This is a genomic window from Vibrio algicola (assembly GCF_009601765.2).
Taxonomy (GTDB): domain Bacteria; phylum Pseudomonadota; class Gammaproteobacteria; order Enterobacterales; family Vibrionaceae; genus Vibrio; species Vibrio algicola.
This window is the reverse complement of record NZ_CP045699.1, coordinates 384,594-402,019: the sequence shown is the minus strand read 5'-3', so window position 1 is coordinate 402,019 and position 17,426 is coordinate 384,594. Positions and strand designations below refer to the sequence as shown.

Genomic DNA, 17,426 nt, shown 5'->3' with positions numbered 1-17,426 from the left:
TTTGTTTTTATCTATAGCTCAAAAACACCTTACAATATCAATTAGGCAATTTTACCATGACATTGTTTATATTTTTTACCTGAACCACATGGGCAAGGTTCATTTCGACCCACTTTACGTTCTTCACGAACCATTGGTTGAGGTGCACCTTCTTGCTCATCATCGCTAATACCGTCAGCCGCTTGGTGTTGGTATTGTTGACGACGGGCAGCTTCTTCTGCTTGAATGCGGCGTTGCTCTTCCATACGGTCGACTTCTTCGCGCTCTTGCACGCGAACTCGACTTAAAGTTGAAATAACGTCAAATTTTAGGCTATCTAATAATTCACCAAACAATTCAAACGACTCACGTTTAAATTCTTGTTTTGGATCTTTTTGTGCATAGCCACGCAAGTGAATACCTTGACGAAGGTGATCCATTGCCGCTAAATGCTCTTTCCAAAGCGTATCCAACGTTTGCAGCATCACTTGACGTTCAAAGTTACGTAGAACCTCGGCGCCTACTACCTCTTCTTTTTCTTTATAGATAGTCGCCGCTTGTTCGATGATACGTTCGCATAACACTTCTTCGTACAATTTATCATCTTCATCTAACCAAGCTTGAATTGGGAATTCGAGATCAAAATCAGCCTGCAAGCGCGCTTCTAAGCCTGCCACATCCCACATATCATCAAGAGATTGCGGCGGAATATATTGGGCAAACATAGAGGTCAATACATCAACACGGTTTTGAGCTAGCATTTCGCTAATATCACCCGCGCCCATCAACTCATCACGTAATTCGTAAATCACTTTACGTTGGTCATTGGCGACATCATCGTAATCCAATAATTGTTTACGTACGTCAAAGTTACGACCTTCTACTTTACGCTGTGCTTTTTCAATTGAGCGAGACAAGACACGGCTTTCTATCGCTTCACCTTCATCCATACCACTTTGGATTAAACCAGCCATACGGTCGGAGGTAAAAATACGCAGCAATGAATCTTCCATTGATAGATAGAAACGAGAAGAACCCGCATCTCCTTGACGACCAGAACGACCACGTAACTGGTTATCGATACGGCGAGATTCGTGACGCTCAGTACCAATAATATGCAGACCACCAGAGGCGAGTACCGCATCATGTACTTGTTGCCATTTTGCTTTTATCTCAGCAACTTGCTCTTCAGTCGCAGCAGAGCCTTGTTTCGCAACCAGTTTTTCAACTTCGGCTTCCCAGCTACCGCCTAACTTAATATCAGTACCACGACCAGCCATGTTGGTTGCGATGGTCACCGCGCCAGGTGTACCGGCAAGTTCAACAATTTCAGCTTCTTTTTCGTGGAACTTCGCATTTAAGACGCTGTGCTTAATTTTAGCCGCTTTTAACGCATTCGATAACAATTCAGATTTTTCGATCGAAACCGTACCTACCAAGATAGGCTGGCCATTGCTGACACGTTCTTGGATATCATCTTTGATCGCGGCAAACTTGTCTTCTTCAGTGCGATAAACCACATCTGGCATATCATTACGGATCATTGGACGGTTAGTTGGAATAACCACGGTATCCAAACCGTAGATAGATTGGAATTCAAATGCCTCTGTATCAGCAGTACCTGTCATACCCGACAGTTTTTCATATAGACGGAAGTAGTTCTGGAAGGTGATTGATGCCAAGGTTTGGTTTTCGTTTTGAATCTTAACGCCTTCTTTGGCTTCTACTGCTTGATGCAAGCCTTCAGACCAACGACGACCAGGCATCGTACGGCCAGTATGCTCATCAACAATAATGACTTCATCATCTTTTACGATGTAATCGACGTCTTTTTCAAACAATACATGCGCGCGCAATGCCGCTGTCACATGGTGTAATAAGCTGATATTAGCGGGTGAATACAACGTATCCCCTTCTTCCATCATGCCCTTTTGGATCAGTAGCTCTTCCACAAACTCTTGACCGGTTTCCGTCATATGAACTTGTTTGGCTTTTTCATCAATAGTGTAGTGTTTGTCACCACGGTATTCTTCGGTATCTTCTTCGTCTTGACGCTCAAGAGAAGGGATAAGAAGGTTAATTTTGGTGTAAAGATCTGAGCTATCTTCAGCAGGGCCTGAGATGATAAGCGGTGTACGCGCTTCATCGATCAAGATTGAATCGACTTCATCGATCACGGCAAAGAAGCGTTCACGTTGTACACGGTCTTCCGGACGGAAAGCCATGTTGTCACGCAGATAATCAAAACCAAATTCGTTATTGGTTCCGTATAAAATATCGCATTGGTACGCCGCTTGTTTTTGTTGCGGCACCATATTAGGTACGTTGATACCAACGGTCATACCTAAAAATTCAAATAACGCACGGTTGGTTTCAGCATCACGCGCTGCTAAGTAATCATTGACGGTAACGATGTGAACACCTTTACCAGCTAAAGCATTAAGGTAGGCTGATAAGGTTGCGGTTAGGGTTTTACCTTCACCAGTACGCATCTCGGCAATTTTTCCGCCGTTTAATACCATGCCGCCAATAAGCTGCACGTCGAAGTGACGCATACCATAAATACGCTTTGAAGCTTCGCGCACAGTAGCAAACGCTTCCGGTAATAGCTGATCGATGGTCTCGCCATTTTGGTAGCGCTCACGGAATTCAACGGTTTTGTTTTGCAACTGCTCATCCGTCAAGGCATCAAAGTCAGGTTCAAAACTATTAATTTTATTTACGATTTTGTTTAGCTGTCGTAGAGTTCGATCATTACGACTACCAATGACACTGGTCAGTAACTTAGTTAACATTATTTATGAATCTCTCTTTCCGATCCTTGGGATCTCTGATTTCAGTCTCTTGCAGCCAATACTTCAACACTAAGAATACTGGTAAGGTTGTCTTATTATCATATGGTGCTGAAGTGCTGTATTTTCAAGGATAAATTTTAGTGGCTATATAGTATGGGATTCTGCCGCTATCTTCTATCTACAAACGCCTTTGTTTTAAGGGATTATCACTTTTTTTGATCACACATCGTTTTTTTTGAAATTCCTGACTTAAATTTATGCTCAATACGTTAAAATAAAGACTGTACCTGAGTCATATCAAGAGTTAACCCAGTATTATGCGTGACCATCGCCCAACATTGACCAAAGATTTATTCACTGATCCTCGTATGAATCAGTTTAATCAGCATGTCAGTGACATACTCGCCATCAATAAAACCTTGCAATCGATTTTAGCGCCCGCTTTTCGGCCTCATTGCCGTGCCGCCAATATCAAAAATAGTCAGTTATTAATCGAAGTGGCCAATGCCTCGCTGCAAATGAAATTAAATTATGACCGTATCCATATTCTGTCTCAATTGCGCGCCAATGGATTTTCTAAGTTAAGTGGGGTTGAGTTTAAAGTGAATCCCGATCTGTATCGAGCCGAACCTATCAACGAAAAATCGACGCCTCCATACCAGCCAACAGGATTAAGTGAAAGTGCAGCGCAATCTATATTAATGATTGCCGATCTGGCATCCCCAAAATTAAAGCGCCAAATTGAACGATTAGCTAAGCTTGGTAAAAAATAGCCGAGAAGCTTGATGTTAAATAACAGGCGAAAAAAAACCAGACTTGAGGTCTGGTTTTTTAAATTCTTAAATTAACTTAATTGATTAAGCTAACGCGGCATTGGTGATGTCACCAAATGCAACGGGAGATCCAGCAGCTTCTTCAAATGTTGCCCATTCCCAAGCTTCTTGGTTTGCAAGTAATGCGCGTAACAACTGATTATTCAGTGCGTGGCCGGTTTTATAAGCGCGGAGCTCACCGACAATGCTGTGGCCTGACATGTATAAGTCGCCAATCGCATCCAATACTTTATGGGTCACAAACTCATTACTAAAACGTAAACCATCTTCATTCAAGATGCGGTATTCATCTAAAACAATAGCGCAATCAAAACTGCCGCCTAAGCATAAGTTTTGTGATTGAAGATATTCAATATCACGCATAAAACCAAAGGTTCGTGCGCGAGAAATATCTCGAATAAACGCTTGCGAAGAAAAATCAAACAACATGTGCTGCTCATCTGATTCAATCGCTGGGTGGTTAAATTCGATCTCAAAATCCATGCGGAAACCGTCATAAGGAACTAATTCTGCCCACTTATCACCGTCTTCTACGCGTACGGGTTTTTTAATACGAATAAAACGTTTGGCTGCATTTAGTGTTTCAATACCTGCTGATTGCAGCAAGTAAACAAACGGACTGGCACTACCATCCATAATTGGAATTTCAGGTGCGTCAACTTCAATAATGATGTTGTCGATACCCATACCAGACAATGCTGCATTTAAATGCTCAACCGTTGAGATGCGTATACCATCGTCATTAACTAAAGCGGTACATAACACAGTGTCACGTACTGAGTTAGGATCAGATGGAAAATCCACTGGTGGATTCATATCTGTACGACGATAGATAATACCAGTATTTGCTGGCGCTGGACGTAGATTAAGCGTAACTTTACGCCCAGAGTGGAGACCCACACCAGTCGTTTTAACTTCTTGTTTTAAAGTACGTTGTCTAATCATCTAATCTGCCTTTTTCATGCTACACAAATACCAGCCATAAGAATGAGTGGTCAGATATGTTACCATATTTTCGATACGCATCAAGTTAATTGTTTGAATATCAATCAGCTTGATTGCGTAAAAATGCAGGAATATCTAGATAGCCACTGTCATTTTCATCTGGTTTTTTCGCTGTGTTTGTCTCTACACTCGACGAACTCGCTGGGCGACTTACTGGCGCTGAAGCCGTACGAACCATAGGTTCTGGTTTCTTTTCTTCTGGCGCTGGCGTTGTTGCTGCTGCTTGTGCCGGTTGCACATTCATGGCAGGTTGCTGTTGTACGCTACCGCCTTTGACTAAAGTGATCTCGGGTGGTTGAGATTTTCCAATGCCTGTCGCAACAACAGTAACACGGATTTCGTCAGTCATATCGGGATCAAGTGAAGTACCAATCACCACGGTTGCGTTATCAGATGCGAAAGCTTTTACTGTGTTACCCACAATTTCAAACTCTTCTAAACGCATATCGAAACCTGCGGTAATATTAACCAATACACCACGAGCACCCGCTAAGTCGATATCTTCTAATAATGGGCTAGAGATCGCCATTTCAGATGCTTCTTCAGCGCGGTCTTCGCCTTTCGCGTAACCACTACCCATCATCGCATGTCCCATTTCAGACATAACAGTACGAACATCGGCGAAATCGACGTTGATCATACCAGGGCGAGTAATCAGCTCGGCAATACCTTGAACCGCATTTTTCAATACATCGTTCGCTTTAGCAAAAGCTTCCAGCAAAGTGATACCACGACCGAGTACTTTCAGTAACTTTTCGTTTGGAATGGTAATTAATGAGTCAACGTGTTTAGACAGCTCTTCAATACCTTGATCAGCAAAAGCCATACGCTTCTTACCTTCAAAGCTAAATGGCTTAGTCACAACCGCAACCGTTAATATACCTAGTTCTTTCGCGATCTCAGCAATAACAGGTGCTGCACCAGTTCCTGTACCACCACCCATACCGGCAGCAATAAAGACCATATCCGCACCGGTTAATGAAGCTTTAATCGCTTCACGATCTTCTAATGCAGAATCACGCCCAACTTGTGGGTTAGCACCAGCCCCCAAACCTTTAGTGATATCACCACCGATTTGAATAACATTGCTAACACTGACTTTTCGTAGTGCTTGAGCATCGGTATTTACCGTAATGAATTCCACGCCTTCGATGGATTCACGGACCATATGCTCGACAGCGTTACCGCCGCCGCCACCTACTCCAACGACCTTAATTACTGCGTCATCAGACATTTCTACTGGTTCAAACATTGACATGTGTGCTCTCCGTCTCTCCCTGTTCGCCTCAGGTTAAAACTCTTTTTTTATCCAATTACGCAGCTTTTGAATGAGTTCAGCCAATGATGCACCGGAGCGTTGTTTCGGTGCAGACTGTTGATATTCATTCTCATCATAAAACTGGCTGTCTTTGGCGTAATGTAATAATCCAACCGCCGTTGAATGATGCGGCTCTTTAACATAGTCAGTTAACCCTCTGACCTCTAGGGGCTTACCAATTCTTACTTGGTTACGGAATACGCGCTCTGCGCACTCCACTAAACCTTCAATCTGTGAAGCGCCACCAGTTAATACTACACCAGCAGCTAAATGGTGCTTAAGACCATCTTCTCGTAATTTAGCTTGGGTCGAGTCAATGATTTGATTGGCCATACCCATTAATTCAGTATATCGGGGTTCTATCACTTCTGCCAAAGTTTGACGTTGCAAACTTCGCGAAGGACGACCACCAACGCTTGGAACGTTGACCGTATCGTCTTTGCTGACTAATTCACTCAATGCGCAACCGAATTTTATTTTGATTTCTTCCGCATCGCTGACCGGTGTACCAAAAGCAAAAGCAATATCACTGGTAACTGCATTACCTGCATAAGCAAAAACTTTAGTGTGACGCAGTGCACCACCGGTCCAGATAGAGACTTCCATAGTACCCGCACCGATATCGATCACACAAACACCAAGTTCTCTTTCGTCATCGGTGATCACAGCATTACTGGATGCTAGGCCAGAATAAATTAATTGTTCGACTTTTAAATTGCAGCGTTCAACCGCTTTAACGATATTTCGAGCCATATCATTATGACATGATATCAAATGAACGCTGGCTTCCATACGAACACCAGACAAACCAAGTGGATTTTTAATGTCTTTTTGGTAATCAATGGTAAATTCTTGTGGGATCACATGCAAAATACGTTGTTCTTCACCGATTTTAATCGATTTAGCGGTATGAATAACGCGATCTATATCTTCTTGTACCACTTCTTCATCAGAAATTGCGCCCATGCCTTTTTCTATTCGGCTGGCAATGTGTCGCCCAGACAATGAAAGATAAACATTGCTAATTTGGCATTCCGCCATTAATTCGGCTTGATTGATCGCGCGTTCAATCGATTTAACCACAGATTCAAGGTCATTAACGCCCCCTTTATCCATGCCACTCGACAGACCTTCACCCGAGCCAATAATATTAATTTGCCCGTCTGGTAGAACTTCGCCTACCAATGCCACGATATTTGAAGTGCCTACATCAAGACCAACGACAATATTTCCTTCTGACGCCTTCATTATTTATTACTCTCTTGTGCTGAATCATCATCTGAAATCCACCCAACGGCGGCACCAGTGTCGTATCGGAGATCGATGTAACTGACTTGATCGGCTTTGTCGCCTAAACGGCGGTATAATTGCACAAAGCGATGTAAGCGGTTATCACGAGCATCTTTGCCTAACTCTAATCGAATTCCATTATCTAAAATCATTTGCCATGCACGTCGGTCATTTAATACTACCGAAGTAATATTAAGCCCTAACGGTTTTAGCAATTTATTACTTTGTTTCCAAACCGATAATACTTTTTCGCTTTCTTCATCAGGACCATACAGATTAACGATATTTCCTTCAATATCTGCCGGTGTACCATTAAATACATGGCCTTCATCATTGAGTAATGAATTCCCATTCCATATGGCTTGAGCCTGGTATTCCACAATATAAACTTTAACCAAATCGGGCCATTGTTTACGAATCGAAACTTGTTTAACCCAAGGAATGGTTTTGACAGCAGCTTGTAGGGTATCAACATCTTGCGTCATAAATGTTCCCATATGAGGGATTTGAGATAACGCTTGTTGCACTTCACTGGGTTTAACGTGAGTTAATTTCCCTTCGACCATCACTTGAGATAATGGTAATCGCTCAGCATCAGTCATCCAACTGACAGTGGAATAGAGAACCGCAATAATAGACACCACCACCAACAATAAAAACACACCACCAAAGAAATGATCTTTAGTGGAAGTTGATGGGGTTGGTGGATTATCAAAATCCTCGACAGTCATGTTCACCATGCGCCGTAAAGCTTTATATTATTAATGCAAAACCTATCAATATTAATGCAACATTTATCAATTGAATGCTTATTGGTCATCATTGCCATTTAAAAAGCCTACTAGTCAGCGATTATACTGACCAATAGCTATTCGTCCACTACAACAATACAGTATTTTACGCACTCTTTACTTTCATTTTAGCAATATTCAACTTCAAGTCGGCTAATTTCTTGGCAACTTTACCCACATCACCGGCCCCTTGCGTAAGTACTAAGTCATTATCTTCAATTAAATTAGCTAATACTGACGGTAGAGTATCCACTTCAGATACAAAGATAGGATCAATTTTACCACGACTGCGAATGGTGCGACATAATGCACGACCATCTGCGCCTGCAATTGGTTTTTCACCAGCAGAATAAACGTCGAGCATAATGAGCACATCGACTTTTTCCAATACATTAGCAAAATCATCGTATAAATCACGGGTACGGCTATAACGATGCGGTTGGAAAATCATAACTAAACGTTTATCTTCCCAACCAGAGCGAGCCGCTTGAATGGTCACATCTACTTCACTTGGGTGATGACCATAATCATCAACTAACATAGCCTGACCATTACCGGTATCAAATTCGCCTAAATGATCAAAACGACGACCAGTCCCTTCTGTACTCACCAATGCGCGAACAATCGCTTCGTCACTGATTTCATCTTCAGTAGCAACCGCAATAGCCGCAGAAGCATTCAAGGCATTATGTTTACCTGGAATATTTAACGTAATATCTAGATCTTTACGACCTTGACGCAACACGGTAAATGTACCTTGTTGACCATTTTGACGATAATTGGTTAAGCGAACATCCGCATCTTCAGAGAAACCATAAGTGATCACTTGACGGCTAATACGCGGAATAAGTTCACGTACCACAGGATCGTCAATACACACTATCGCTTGGCCATAAAATGGCAGATTATGTAGAAAATCGATAAAGGTTTGCTTGAGCGTTTCAAAGTCACCGCCATAGGTTTCCATATGATCGGCTTCAATATTAGTAACGATACTCACCATCGGCTGCAAGTGTAGGAATGATGCATCACTTTCATCGGCTTCGGCAATCAAGTAACGGCTTGAACCTAAACGCGCATTAGTACCCGCGCTTTTCACCAAACCACCATTAACAAAAGTTGGATCGAGACCTGCTTCAAAATAAATCTGCGTTACTAAAGCGGTAGTGGTGGTTTTGCCATGGGTGCCAGACACCGCAATACCATGACGAAAACGCATCAGCTCCGCCAGCATTTCGGCGCGGCGCACCACTGGAATTCGCATTTCTTTAGCAGCAACTAATTCTGGATTCTCGGTTGAAATCGCAGTTGAGACCACTACCACACTGGCATGCTCAATATTACTGGCTTGATGACCAAAATAAATGGTGGCACCTTTTTCAGTTAAGCGTTGCGTGACTGGATTTTCGCCCAGATCTGAACCACTAATGTCGTAACCTTCGTTAAGTAATACTTCGGCAATACCACTCATACCAGCACCACCGATACCAACAAAGTGAATGCATTTTACTCGGCGCATTTCTGGCACCATGGCACGTAGTTCAGATAAATTTGTATTTTGTTTGGTTAACATGGCTTTAATCTCAATCTTTGCATACCGCGATAATGGCGGCAGCAACACGGGTATCGGCATCAAGGATCGCCGCTTGGCGGGCTTTTTGTGCCATGGTAAGTAACTGAGTCCGATCCAGTTGTTTTAATTGTTGTGCTAAGCCTTGTTCCGTAAGCTCAGGTTGTTCAATCATTAATGCTGCGCCACATTGTACTAGGTGATCAGCATTGAGTGCTTGTTGGCGGTCTTTATGCATAAAGGGAATAAAAATAGCCCCAACACCAGCAGCGGAAACCTCTGAAACGGTGAGAGCACCAGAGCGACACACTAACACATCCGCCCAACCATAAGCTTGCGCCACATCATCGATAAACTCGCTGACTTGATAGTCTTGTACTTGATTATCTTGATACAGTACTTCGACCATCTGTTGTTGGCCTTTGCCCGCTTGATGGCGAATCGTATAACCTTCACCAAGTGCTTTCATCACTGGTGGCAAGGTGGTATTTAAAATACGCGCCCCTTGGCTCCCTCCCATCACTAGAATGCGAATAGGACCCGTTCGTTCAGAAAAGCGGTCTTCAGGCGCAGATAAAGCAACCACATCTTGGCGCACCGGATTACCGACTACTTCGGCCTCAGGAAAGGCTCCAGGAAATGCTTGCATCACACGTTTGGCCAGTTTCGATAACCACTGGTTCGTCAGCCCTGCCACCGCGTTTTGTTCATGCAGCACCACAGGAATACCTGACATCCAAGCCGCAACACCGCCAGGACCACTCACATAGCCACCCATGCCAAGAACCACATCAGGTTGCCATGCTTTAATATGTTTACGCGCTTGGAAAATAGCATTGATAATTTGAAAAGGCGCTTTAATCAATTTAGCGACGCCTTGTCCACGTAAGCCTTTGACTTTTATAAAATCAATTTCAATACCATGTTGCGGAACTAAATCGGCTTCCATACGATCGGGAGTGCCTAACCAGCGAATTTCCCAACCTTGGCTTTGCAATTGTTTCGCCACTGCCAGCCCTGGGAATACATGCCCTCCAGTGCCACCAGCCATGACTAATAAGCGTTTATTCTTCTTCATGGTTATCAGATTCTTGTTGGTTATTCTTCGAAGATGGCATTTTTTTTGCCGGTTTATCACCACGTTGCAACGCCGCCACACGGCATTCGTAATCAATTCGCAGTAATAATGCTACCGCAACCGACATAATAATTAAACTGGAGCCACCATAACTGATCAAAGGTAAGGTTAAGCCTTTGGTTGGAACAATACCTGCCGCAGCACCAACATTAACCAAAGTTTGAAAGGCGAACCAAATACTAATACTCACCGCTAGGAATCCGCCAAAAATTTCGCCCGATTCTAATGCTTTACGTCCAATGTTTAACGCTTTATAGACTAGAGCAAAAATCATCAGCAACACACACACCACGCCAATAAAACCAAGCTCTTCACCAATAACGGCAAACACAAAATCGGTATGCGCTTCAGGTAGGTACTCTAACTTTTGAATTGAGTTACCCAAACCTTGACCAAACCAATCACCACGACCAAACGCCATTAACGATTGAGTGAGCTGATAACCATTACCAAACGGATCGGCAAATGGATGCCAGAACGAAGTCATGCGTCGCATACGGTAAGGCTCACTAATGATCAAACCAGCGACTGCAATAATGCCAGCCACCAATAGTGACAAAAATTGAGTTAGCTTGGCACCCGCTATAAATAGCATCGCAAACAAGGTGACCAGCATGACCACCACCGTCCCTAAGTCCGGTTGTAGCAATAATAAAAAGGCCAAACAGACAAACACGATAAGTGGCTTAATAAAACCACCAAAGAAGGAATCGCGTACTTCATCATTTTTACGTACCAAATAGCCTGACATAAAAATAAACAACGACAGTTTGGCCACTTCGGCCGGCTGTAAATTAAATAATCCTAATGGGATCCAGCGAGAGGCGCCGTTTACCGAGTGTCCAGCAACTAAAACAATTAATAATAAAAACATCGCTATTAGCAACAAATGCACACTGTGTCTCATCCAGCGAGCCAGAGGGATCTGTATCACCACAAAAGCAGCAATCAAAGATAAGCACAAAAAGATCGCGTGACGCACCATAAAATGAAATGGAGCACCAGTTAGGCGAGTACTGATCGGAAACGATGCCGAAGTCACCATCACTAAGCCAGTTAGCATTAAACCAAATGCCAACCAAACAATTTGTCGATCGTAAAGAACAGGTTGAGAAGGCTTACTAACCCAGCCTTTAACACCTTTACTTAAATTATGTACTTTGGTTTTAACCACAATGAGCCTTTGGAAAAATCGCTATAGGTTAACGCCATCAGCATTAACCAGAATCAAAATCAAAGCTTCGCGTAGTGCAAAGCTAACTGAGTAAAGGCATCGCCACGCGCCATAAAATTACGGTATTGATCAAAACTGGCACAAGCCGGAGATAACATAACCGCATCACCCGACTTTAAACTTGGCGCTATCGCCGCGATGGCTTGATCAATATTATCCCAGCGCAGAGCTGAAGGGTGAAGGGGCATAAACTGATCGCCATCTTGTCCAAAACAATGCAATTGAACATTAAGAGTCGCTAATACTGGCGCAAGGTCGGAGAAATCCGCCCCTTTTCCCACACCACCCACTAATAGATGTAAACAGCCATCAAGCTGTAAGCCAGACAAAGCGGCAAGCGTACTGGCAACATTAGTGGCTTTAGAATCATTGATCCATTTCACTCCGCCATTATCGGCAACTAACTGGCATCGATGTGTTAGCCCTGCGTAAGCTTTTAACACGGAAAATGTATCTTTTAATGTCACACCAACACAATCGAGCAACGCCAGTGCCACTAACGCATTACTGAGATTATGCCGACCGACTAAACTGAGTTCATCAACCGCCAATAATGCTTGGCCATTTTTAGCCAGAAATTCACAACTCTTTTCTTTTGATGAATCAATCATTTGGATTAAACCAAATTCAACATCATCAAAACCAAAGCTAATAGTGTCGATGTTTGGATTGACTGCAGATTCGGGATAAGTGGCTTTATCATCTCGATTCACAATCGCAGTTTGAGCATGCTTAAAAATACGTTGTTTGGCTAAGCCATAATCTGCCATGCCACCAGGATAGCGATCCATGTGATCTTCAGACAAGTTCAAATACGCTGCCGCTACTAACTCAAGGCTAGAGGTGGTTTCTAATTGAAAACTCGACAATTCGAGTACATACAGCTCGCAGTCTTGTTGCAACAGCTCTAATGCTGGCACGCCAATATTACCGCCCACACCGACATTGATACCGGCCGCTTTGGCTAATACACCGGTTAAATCGGTCACCGTGCTTTTACCATTGGAACCTGTGATCGCCACCACTGGGGCATTCACCGCCCAAGCAAATAGCTCAATATCACCTACCACCGGAATATCTTTGGCTAGCGCCGCTTGAATTTCAGCTGTGGCTAATGCGATACCAGGGTTAGTCACAATCAAATCAGCCTCAAGCAACCATTGTGCTTGCCAACTGCCAATATGAGTTGCAATCGAATCATCAAGCTCGTCTAAACCAGGAGGCGTAGTACGGGTATCAATCACTTTTATGGTGAGATTGTAAGGGAGTGCTTGTAGATGCTTAACCACCGATAAACCAGTGATACCAAGGCCAACCACAACCACTTGTTGTATACCTTGCCAGTGTGATGCTTGAGCATTCGACATCGCGCTTAATCCCTTAACTTAAAGTAATATAAAAATGATATTAACGAATTTTTAATGTCGCTAAACCAATCAATACCAAGATCATTGATATGATCCAAAAACGCACGATAACACGCGGCTCTGGCCAACCTTTTAATTCGTAGTGGTGATGGATCGGAGCCATACGGAAAATGCGTTGACCACGTAATTTATACGAACCCACTTGCAAAATAACCGACAAGGTTTCCATTACAAATACCCCGCCCATGATCACCAAGACAAATTCTTGACGAACCAAAACCGCAATCGTACCTAATGCGCCGCCTAATGCTAACGAACCAACATCGCCCATAAAGACTTGCGCAGGGTAAGTGTTAAACCATAAGAAACCTAAGCCCGCACCAACAATCGCAGTACACACCACCACGAGTTCACTGGCATGAGGAATATAAGGAATATGTAAATATTCAGAAAAGTTTACATTACCGGTCGCCCATGCAATAACCGCAAAGCCAGCCGCAACAAATACGGTTGGCATGATCGCAAGGCCATCTAAACCATCGGTTAAGTTCACCGCATTACTGGTTCCAACAATAACAAAATAGGTTAATACGATATACATTAAGCCAAGTTGTGGCATAACATCTTTAAAGAAAGGCACAACCAACAATGTCGCAGAGGTATCTTTACCAATGGCGTATAAAGCAAAGGCAACCCCAAGCGCGATCACTGACTGCCAAAAATATTTCCAACGGGCAATCAAACCATCAGTATTTTTATGTACTACTTTGCGATAATCATCAACAAAACCCACAATGCCATAACCAATCAACACAGCTAAAACCGCCCACACATAAGGGTTAGACAAGTCTGCCCATAATAATACCGTGATTGAAATGGATGCTAAGATCATCACCCCGCCCATGGTTGGGGTGCCGCGCTTACTAAAGTGAGATTCTGGCCCATCGTTACGCACCACTTGGCCAATCTGTAAAAGTTGTAAACGTCGGATAAGTTTAGGTCCCATCCATAGCGATAACACTAAGGCGGTAATAATGCTTAAAATTGCGCGAAATGAAAGATATTCAAATAAGCGAAAAAAAGAATAATATGGCTGCAATAACTCTGATAGCCAAATGATCATGCGTAGTTCTCCTTTAAAGCAGCGACAACCAAACTCATTTGAGAGCTATGTGCTCCCTTGATCAGTAAAGTATGTTTAGATTCTGCTTGTTCCTCTATTGATAGAGGGTTAGTTAATGGTTGTGTTGCTGCTGTTTGAATATCGCGTTTTTGAATATCCGTGTTTAAATGCTTAATAATAAACTCAATCATAGCGGTATGTGAGGTAAAATGCCGACTACAAGTGTACTCATTATGACAAACTTGGCTAATTATCGCGGTATCCTCTCCAAAAGTAAGGACATAGTCAAAATTAAATTGCGCCGCATGCTCGCCGACTTGACGATGCAGTGCAACACTTTCTTGCCCTAATTCCGCCATAAAACCCAAGATCAACCAGCGCTTACCAGAATAATTAGCCAGTAAGTCCACCGCCGCATTCATGGCTGGAACGCTGGCATTGTAGCTATCATCGATTAAGCGGATGTTATCAGTCAGTTCAATCGCTTCCACTCGTCCTGATACATTGGTTGAAGTTTGCAGACCCTGAACAATCTCATCTAAGCTCGCGCCAACTTGGGTCGCCATCGCTGCTGCGGCTAAGCCATTGGCAACATTATGCTGACCAATCATAGGTAATAAAACCTTGGCACGACCTTGTGGAGACACTAAAGTAAAGCTTGCTTGACCATTGTCTTGCATCTGAATATCTTGGGCAAAAAAGTCAGCTTGTGGGTTTTGTTCAGAAAAAGTCACCACGTTTTTATCGCTCAGCGTGGCTTGCCAATGTTCTAAACCATTGCTGTCGAGATTAATAATCGCAGTACCACCAGATGGCAAACCTTGGAAAATTTCACCTTTGGCTTTTGCCACCCCATCTATCGAGCCAAAGCCCTCCAAATGCGCCGCCGCAACATTATTGACTAACGCCACACTCGGTTTCACTAATTGGGTGGTGTAAGCAATTTCACCTAAATGATTCGCACCGAGCTCAATCACGGCATAATCGTCATTGGTTTGACTGCGTAATAAGGTTAATGGCACCCCAATTTCATTATTAAAATTACCATTGGTGGCCAGTACTTGCCCTTTTTGCTTTAAAATCGCCGCTAACATTTCTTTAACCGTGGTTTTACCGCAACTGCCCGTTAATGCCAGTGTTTGAGCGTGAGATTGCTGCTGCATCCAAGCGCCCAGTAAGCCCAGTGCGATTTGAGTATCTTCTACCACCACTTGTGCAATTGGCAGATCTAATGACTTTGAAGCCAATAGTCCAGCGGCTTGATTATCCAACGCTTGCTGACAGAAATCGTGTGCATCAAAACGCTCACCAATTAATGCCACAAATAAAGCACCAGCTTCCACCTGACGAGTATCGGTGGTGACAGAGGTAATTTGAATGCTCGCACTCGTTTGAGCATCATGCCCGATTAAGCGACCGCCAGTAATGTCTGCTAATTGTTGCAGAGAAAATGAAATCATAATGTCAGTCCTAATAACGCGCAGGCGGTTTCTCGGTCAGAATAATGAATGGTGTTATCACCAATGATTTGATAATCCTCATGCCCCTTGCCCGCCACTAAAATAATATCGCTATCACTTGCGTGTTGCAGCGCATATTCACACGCCTCAAAACGAGAATGGATAATGTTAATTACTTTAGGGTTAAGCGCACCTTGTAGCATATCACCCACAATAAGGCTTGGGGCTTCGCTGCGAGGGTTATCATCGGTAATAATCGAATGATCTGCTAAACGCTCAGCGATTTCAGTCATCATCGGGCGCTTGCCAGTATCACGATCGCCACCACAACCAAAAATACACCACAACTTACCAGTGCAATGTACTCGTAATGCCATTAAGGCTTTTTCAAGTGCATCCGGTGTATGAGCGTAATCAATCACGATTTTCGCTTTCGGTTTGCTCGGTGATACCGCTTGATCATGAGCGTCAGGCTGAGCTTGAAATAACTCCATTCGTCCCACTACAGGCACTAATCTTTCGGCAACTGAAACCAATTGATTAAGTTCAAAACCTAAGCTTAATAAAGTTGCCAATGCCACCATCACGTTGTTGGCATTAAAATCGCCAATCAAAGGGGTGTCGAGTTGCGCCTTACCCCAATGTCCATCGAGTTCGATATGAATACCGCGCTCAGAATAAGTTACACTATTGGCCCAAAGCGCACGATGAGATGTTTGTAGTTGCTCGATTGGTGATAAAGAAACCGCTACCGCATTGGGCAGTTGAGCCAACCATTGCTGGCCGACACTGTCATCGGCATTAATAATTTGATGTTGACAATCATGGCGGTCAAATAATTGAAATTTCGCACGCTCATATTCTTGCATGCTGCCATGGTAATCTAAGTGATCACGACTTAAATTGGTAAACACACCCGCCGCAAAGTTCAGTGCTTTGACTCGCCCTTGCACTAAGCCGTGCGATGACACTTCAAGTGCCGCGTAGTCTGCGCCTTGTTGTTGGAATTGTGCCAACATTTGTTGAATTTCAATCGCGTTGCCAGTGGTATTGATCACCGGTTGTAAATCATTTAAAAAACCATTACCAGTAGTGCCCATCACCGCCGCTTTTTTCCCAATTAAATCAACCCACTGGGCAATCAATTGAGAAATGGTGGTTTTGCCATTAGTACCGGTAATGCCGATCAATTGCATTGGCGCGTATTGATAAATTTGCGCCGCCAGAGCCGATAAACACTGACCAATATTGTCGAGGTAAATAACCGGAACTGTTTGTCGAAACTCAACCGTCGCATCAGGATATTGCTCGCTCGCATCGGCAATCACCGCCGCGCAGCCTAGTTCGATCGCTTTATCAATAAATCGACGTCCATCAACCGCATGGCCTTTGATCGCCACAAACACATCGCCATTAGTTACTTTTCGACTGTCTAATTGCAGTTGAGCTACCGCGACATCTTGCTCTGCGCTAAGTTCTAATTGCGCCCACGGTGCTAATAATGAGGTTAAAGTATGCGGCAT

The 17,426-nt window shown here is 43.4% G+C and carries 13 protein-coding genes; 1 reads left to right on the top strand and 12 read right to left on the bottom strand.

What is annotated here, in order from left to right:
* Positions 1-41: 41 nt before the first annotated feature.
* Entirely contained in the window at positions 42-2,774 is a 2,733-nt protein-coding gene (gene secA, locus GFB47_RS01760) for a preprotein translocase subunit SecA (RefSeq protein ID WP_153446088.1), read from the bottom strand.
* A 368-nt stretch (positions 2,775-3,142) separates the two neighbouring features.
* On the opposite strand from secA, the gene GFB47_RS01755 reads away from it, so the two are divergent.
* Positions 3,143-3,547, top strand: a complete 405-nt coding sequence (locus tag GFB47_RS01755) for a DUF721 domain-containing protein (RefSeq protein ID WP_225874279.1) — start codon at positions 3,143-3,145, stop codon at positions 3,545-3,547.
* 84 nt (positions 3,548-3,631) lie between these two features.
* On the opposite strand, the gene lpxC is transcribed toward GFB47_RS01755, so the two are convergent.
* The 11 genes from lpxC to murE all read right to left on the bottom strand — a co-directional run bounded on the left by lpxC (position 3,632) and on the right by murE (position 17,426).
* Complete coding sequence (gene lpxC / locus GFB47_RS01750; RefSeq protein ID WP_153446084.1) at positions 3,632-4,552, bottom strand: UDP-3-O-acyl-N-acetylglucosamine deacetylase; 921 nt, start codon at positions 4,550-4,552, stop codon at positions 3,632-3,634.
* 100 nt (positions 4,553-4,652) lie between these two features.
* Positions 4,653-5,864, bottom strand: coding sequence for a cell division protein FtsZ (gene ftsZ, locus GFB47_RS01745; protein WP_153448105.1), 1,212 nt, complete (start codon positions 5,862-5,864; stop codon positions 4,653-4,655).
* Between the two features lie 39 nt (positions 5,865-5,903).
* Entirely contained in the window at positions 5,904-7,178 is a 1,275-nt protein-coding gene (ftsA, locus tag GFB47_RS01740; protein ID WP_194704536.1) for a cell division protein FtsA, read from the bottom strand.
* Positions 7,178-7,951 carry a cell division protein FtsQ/DivIB gene (locus GFB47_RS01735; RefSeq protein ID WP_153446080.1) on the bottom strand — a complete coding sequence of 258 codons (774 nt, stop codon included), beginning with the start codon at positions 7,949-7,951 and terminating at the stop codon, positions 7,178-7,180. The genes ftsA and GFB47_RS01735 overlap by 1 nt, the downstream gene beginning before the upstream one ends.
* Before the next feature lie 166 nt (positions 7,952-8,117).
* On the bottom strand, positions 8,118-9,584 hold the full coding sequence (gene murC, locus GFB47_RS01730) for a UDP-N-acetylmuramate--L-alanine ligase (RefSeq protein WP_153446078.1): 1,467 nt from the start codon (positions 9,582-9,584) through the stop codon (positions 8,118-8,120).
* A gap of 10 nt (positions 9,585-9,594) precedes the next feature.
* Positions 9,595-10,659 (bottom strand): undecaprenyldiphospho-muramoylpentapeptide beta-N-acetylglucosaminyltransferase, encoded by a 1,065-nt coding sequence (gene murG / locus GFB47_RS01725; protein WP_153446076.1) that lies wholly within the window; start codon positions 10,657-10,659, stop codon positions 9,595-9,597.
* A complete protein-coding gene (gene ftsW, locus GFB47_RS01720; protein ID WP_153446074.1) occupies positions 10,646-11,893 on the bottom strand; it encodes a cell division protein FtsW in 1,248 nt (415 codons plus the stop codon). Before ftsW ends, murG begins: the two co-directional genes overlap by 14 nt.
* A gap of 59 nt (positions 11,894-11,952) precedes the next feature.
* On the bottom strand, positions 11,953-13,320 hold the full coding sequence (gene murD / locus GFB47_RS01715) for a UDP-N-acetylmuramoyl-L-alanine--D-glutamate ligase (RefSeq protein WP_153446072.1): 1,368 nt from the start codon (positions 13,318-13,320) through the stop codon (positions 11,953-11,955).
* Positions 13,321-13,360: 40 nt separating this feature from the next.
* Entirely contained in the window at positions 13,361-14,443 is a 1,083-nt protein-coding gene (gene mraY, locus GFB47_RS01710) for a phospho-N-acetylmuramoyl-pentapeptide-transferase (protein ID WP_153446071.1), read from the bottom strand.
* Complete coding sequence (locus GFB47_RS01705; RefSeq protein WP_153446069.1) at positions 14,440-15,903, bottom strand: UDP-N-acetylmuramoyl-tripeptide--D-alanyl-D-alanine ligase; 1,464 nt, start codon at positions 15,901-15,903, stop codon at positions 14,440-14,442. Before GFB47_RS01705 ends, mraY begins: the two co-directional genes overlap by 4 nt.
* Positions 15,900-17,426, bottom strand: coding sequence for a UDP-N-acetylmuramoyl-L-alanyl-D-glutamate--2,6-diaminopimelate ligase (gene murE / locus GFB47_RS01700; protein WP_407701682.1), 1,527 nt, complete (start codon positions 17,424-17,426; stop codon positions 15,900-15,902). Before murE ends, GFB47_RS01705 begins: the two co-directional genes overlap by 4 nt.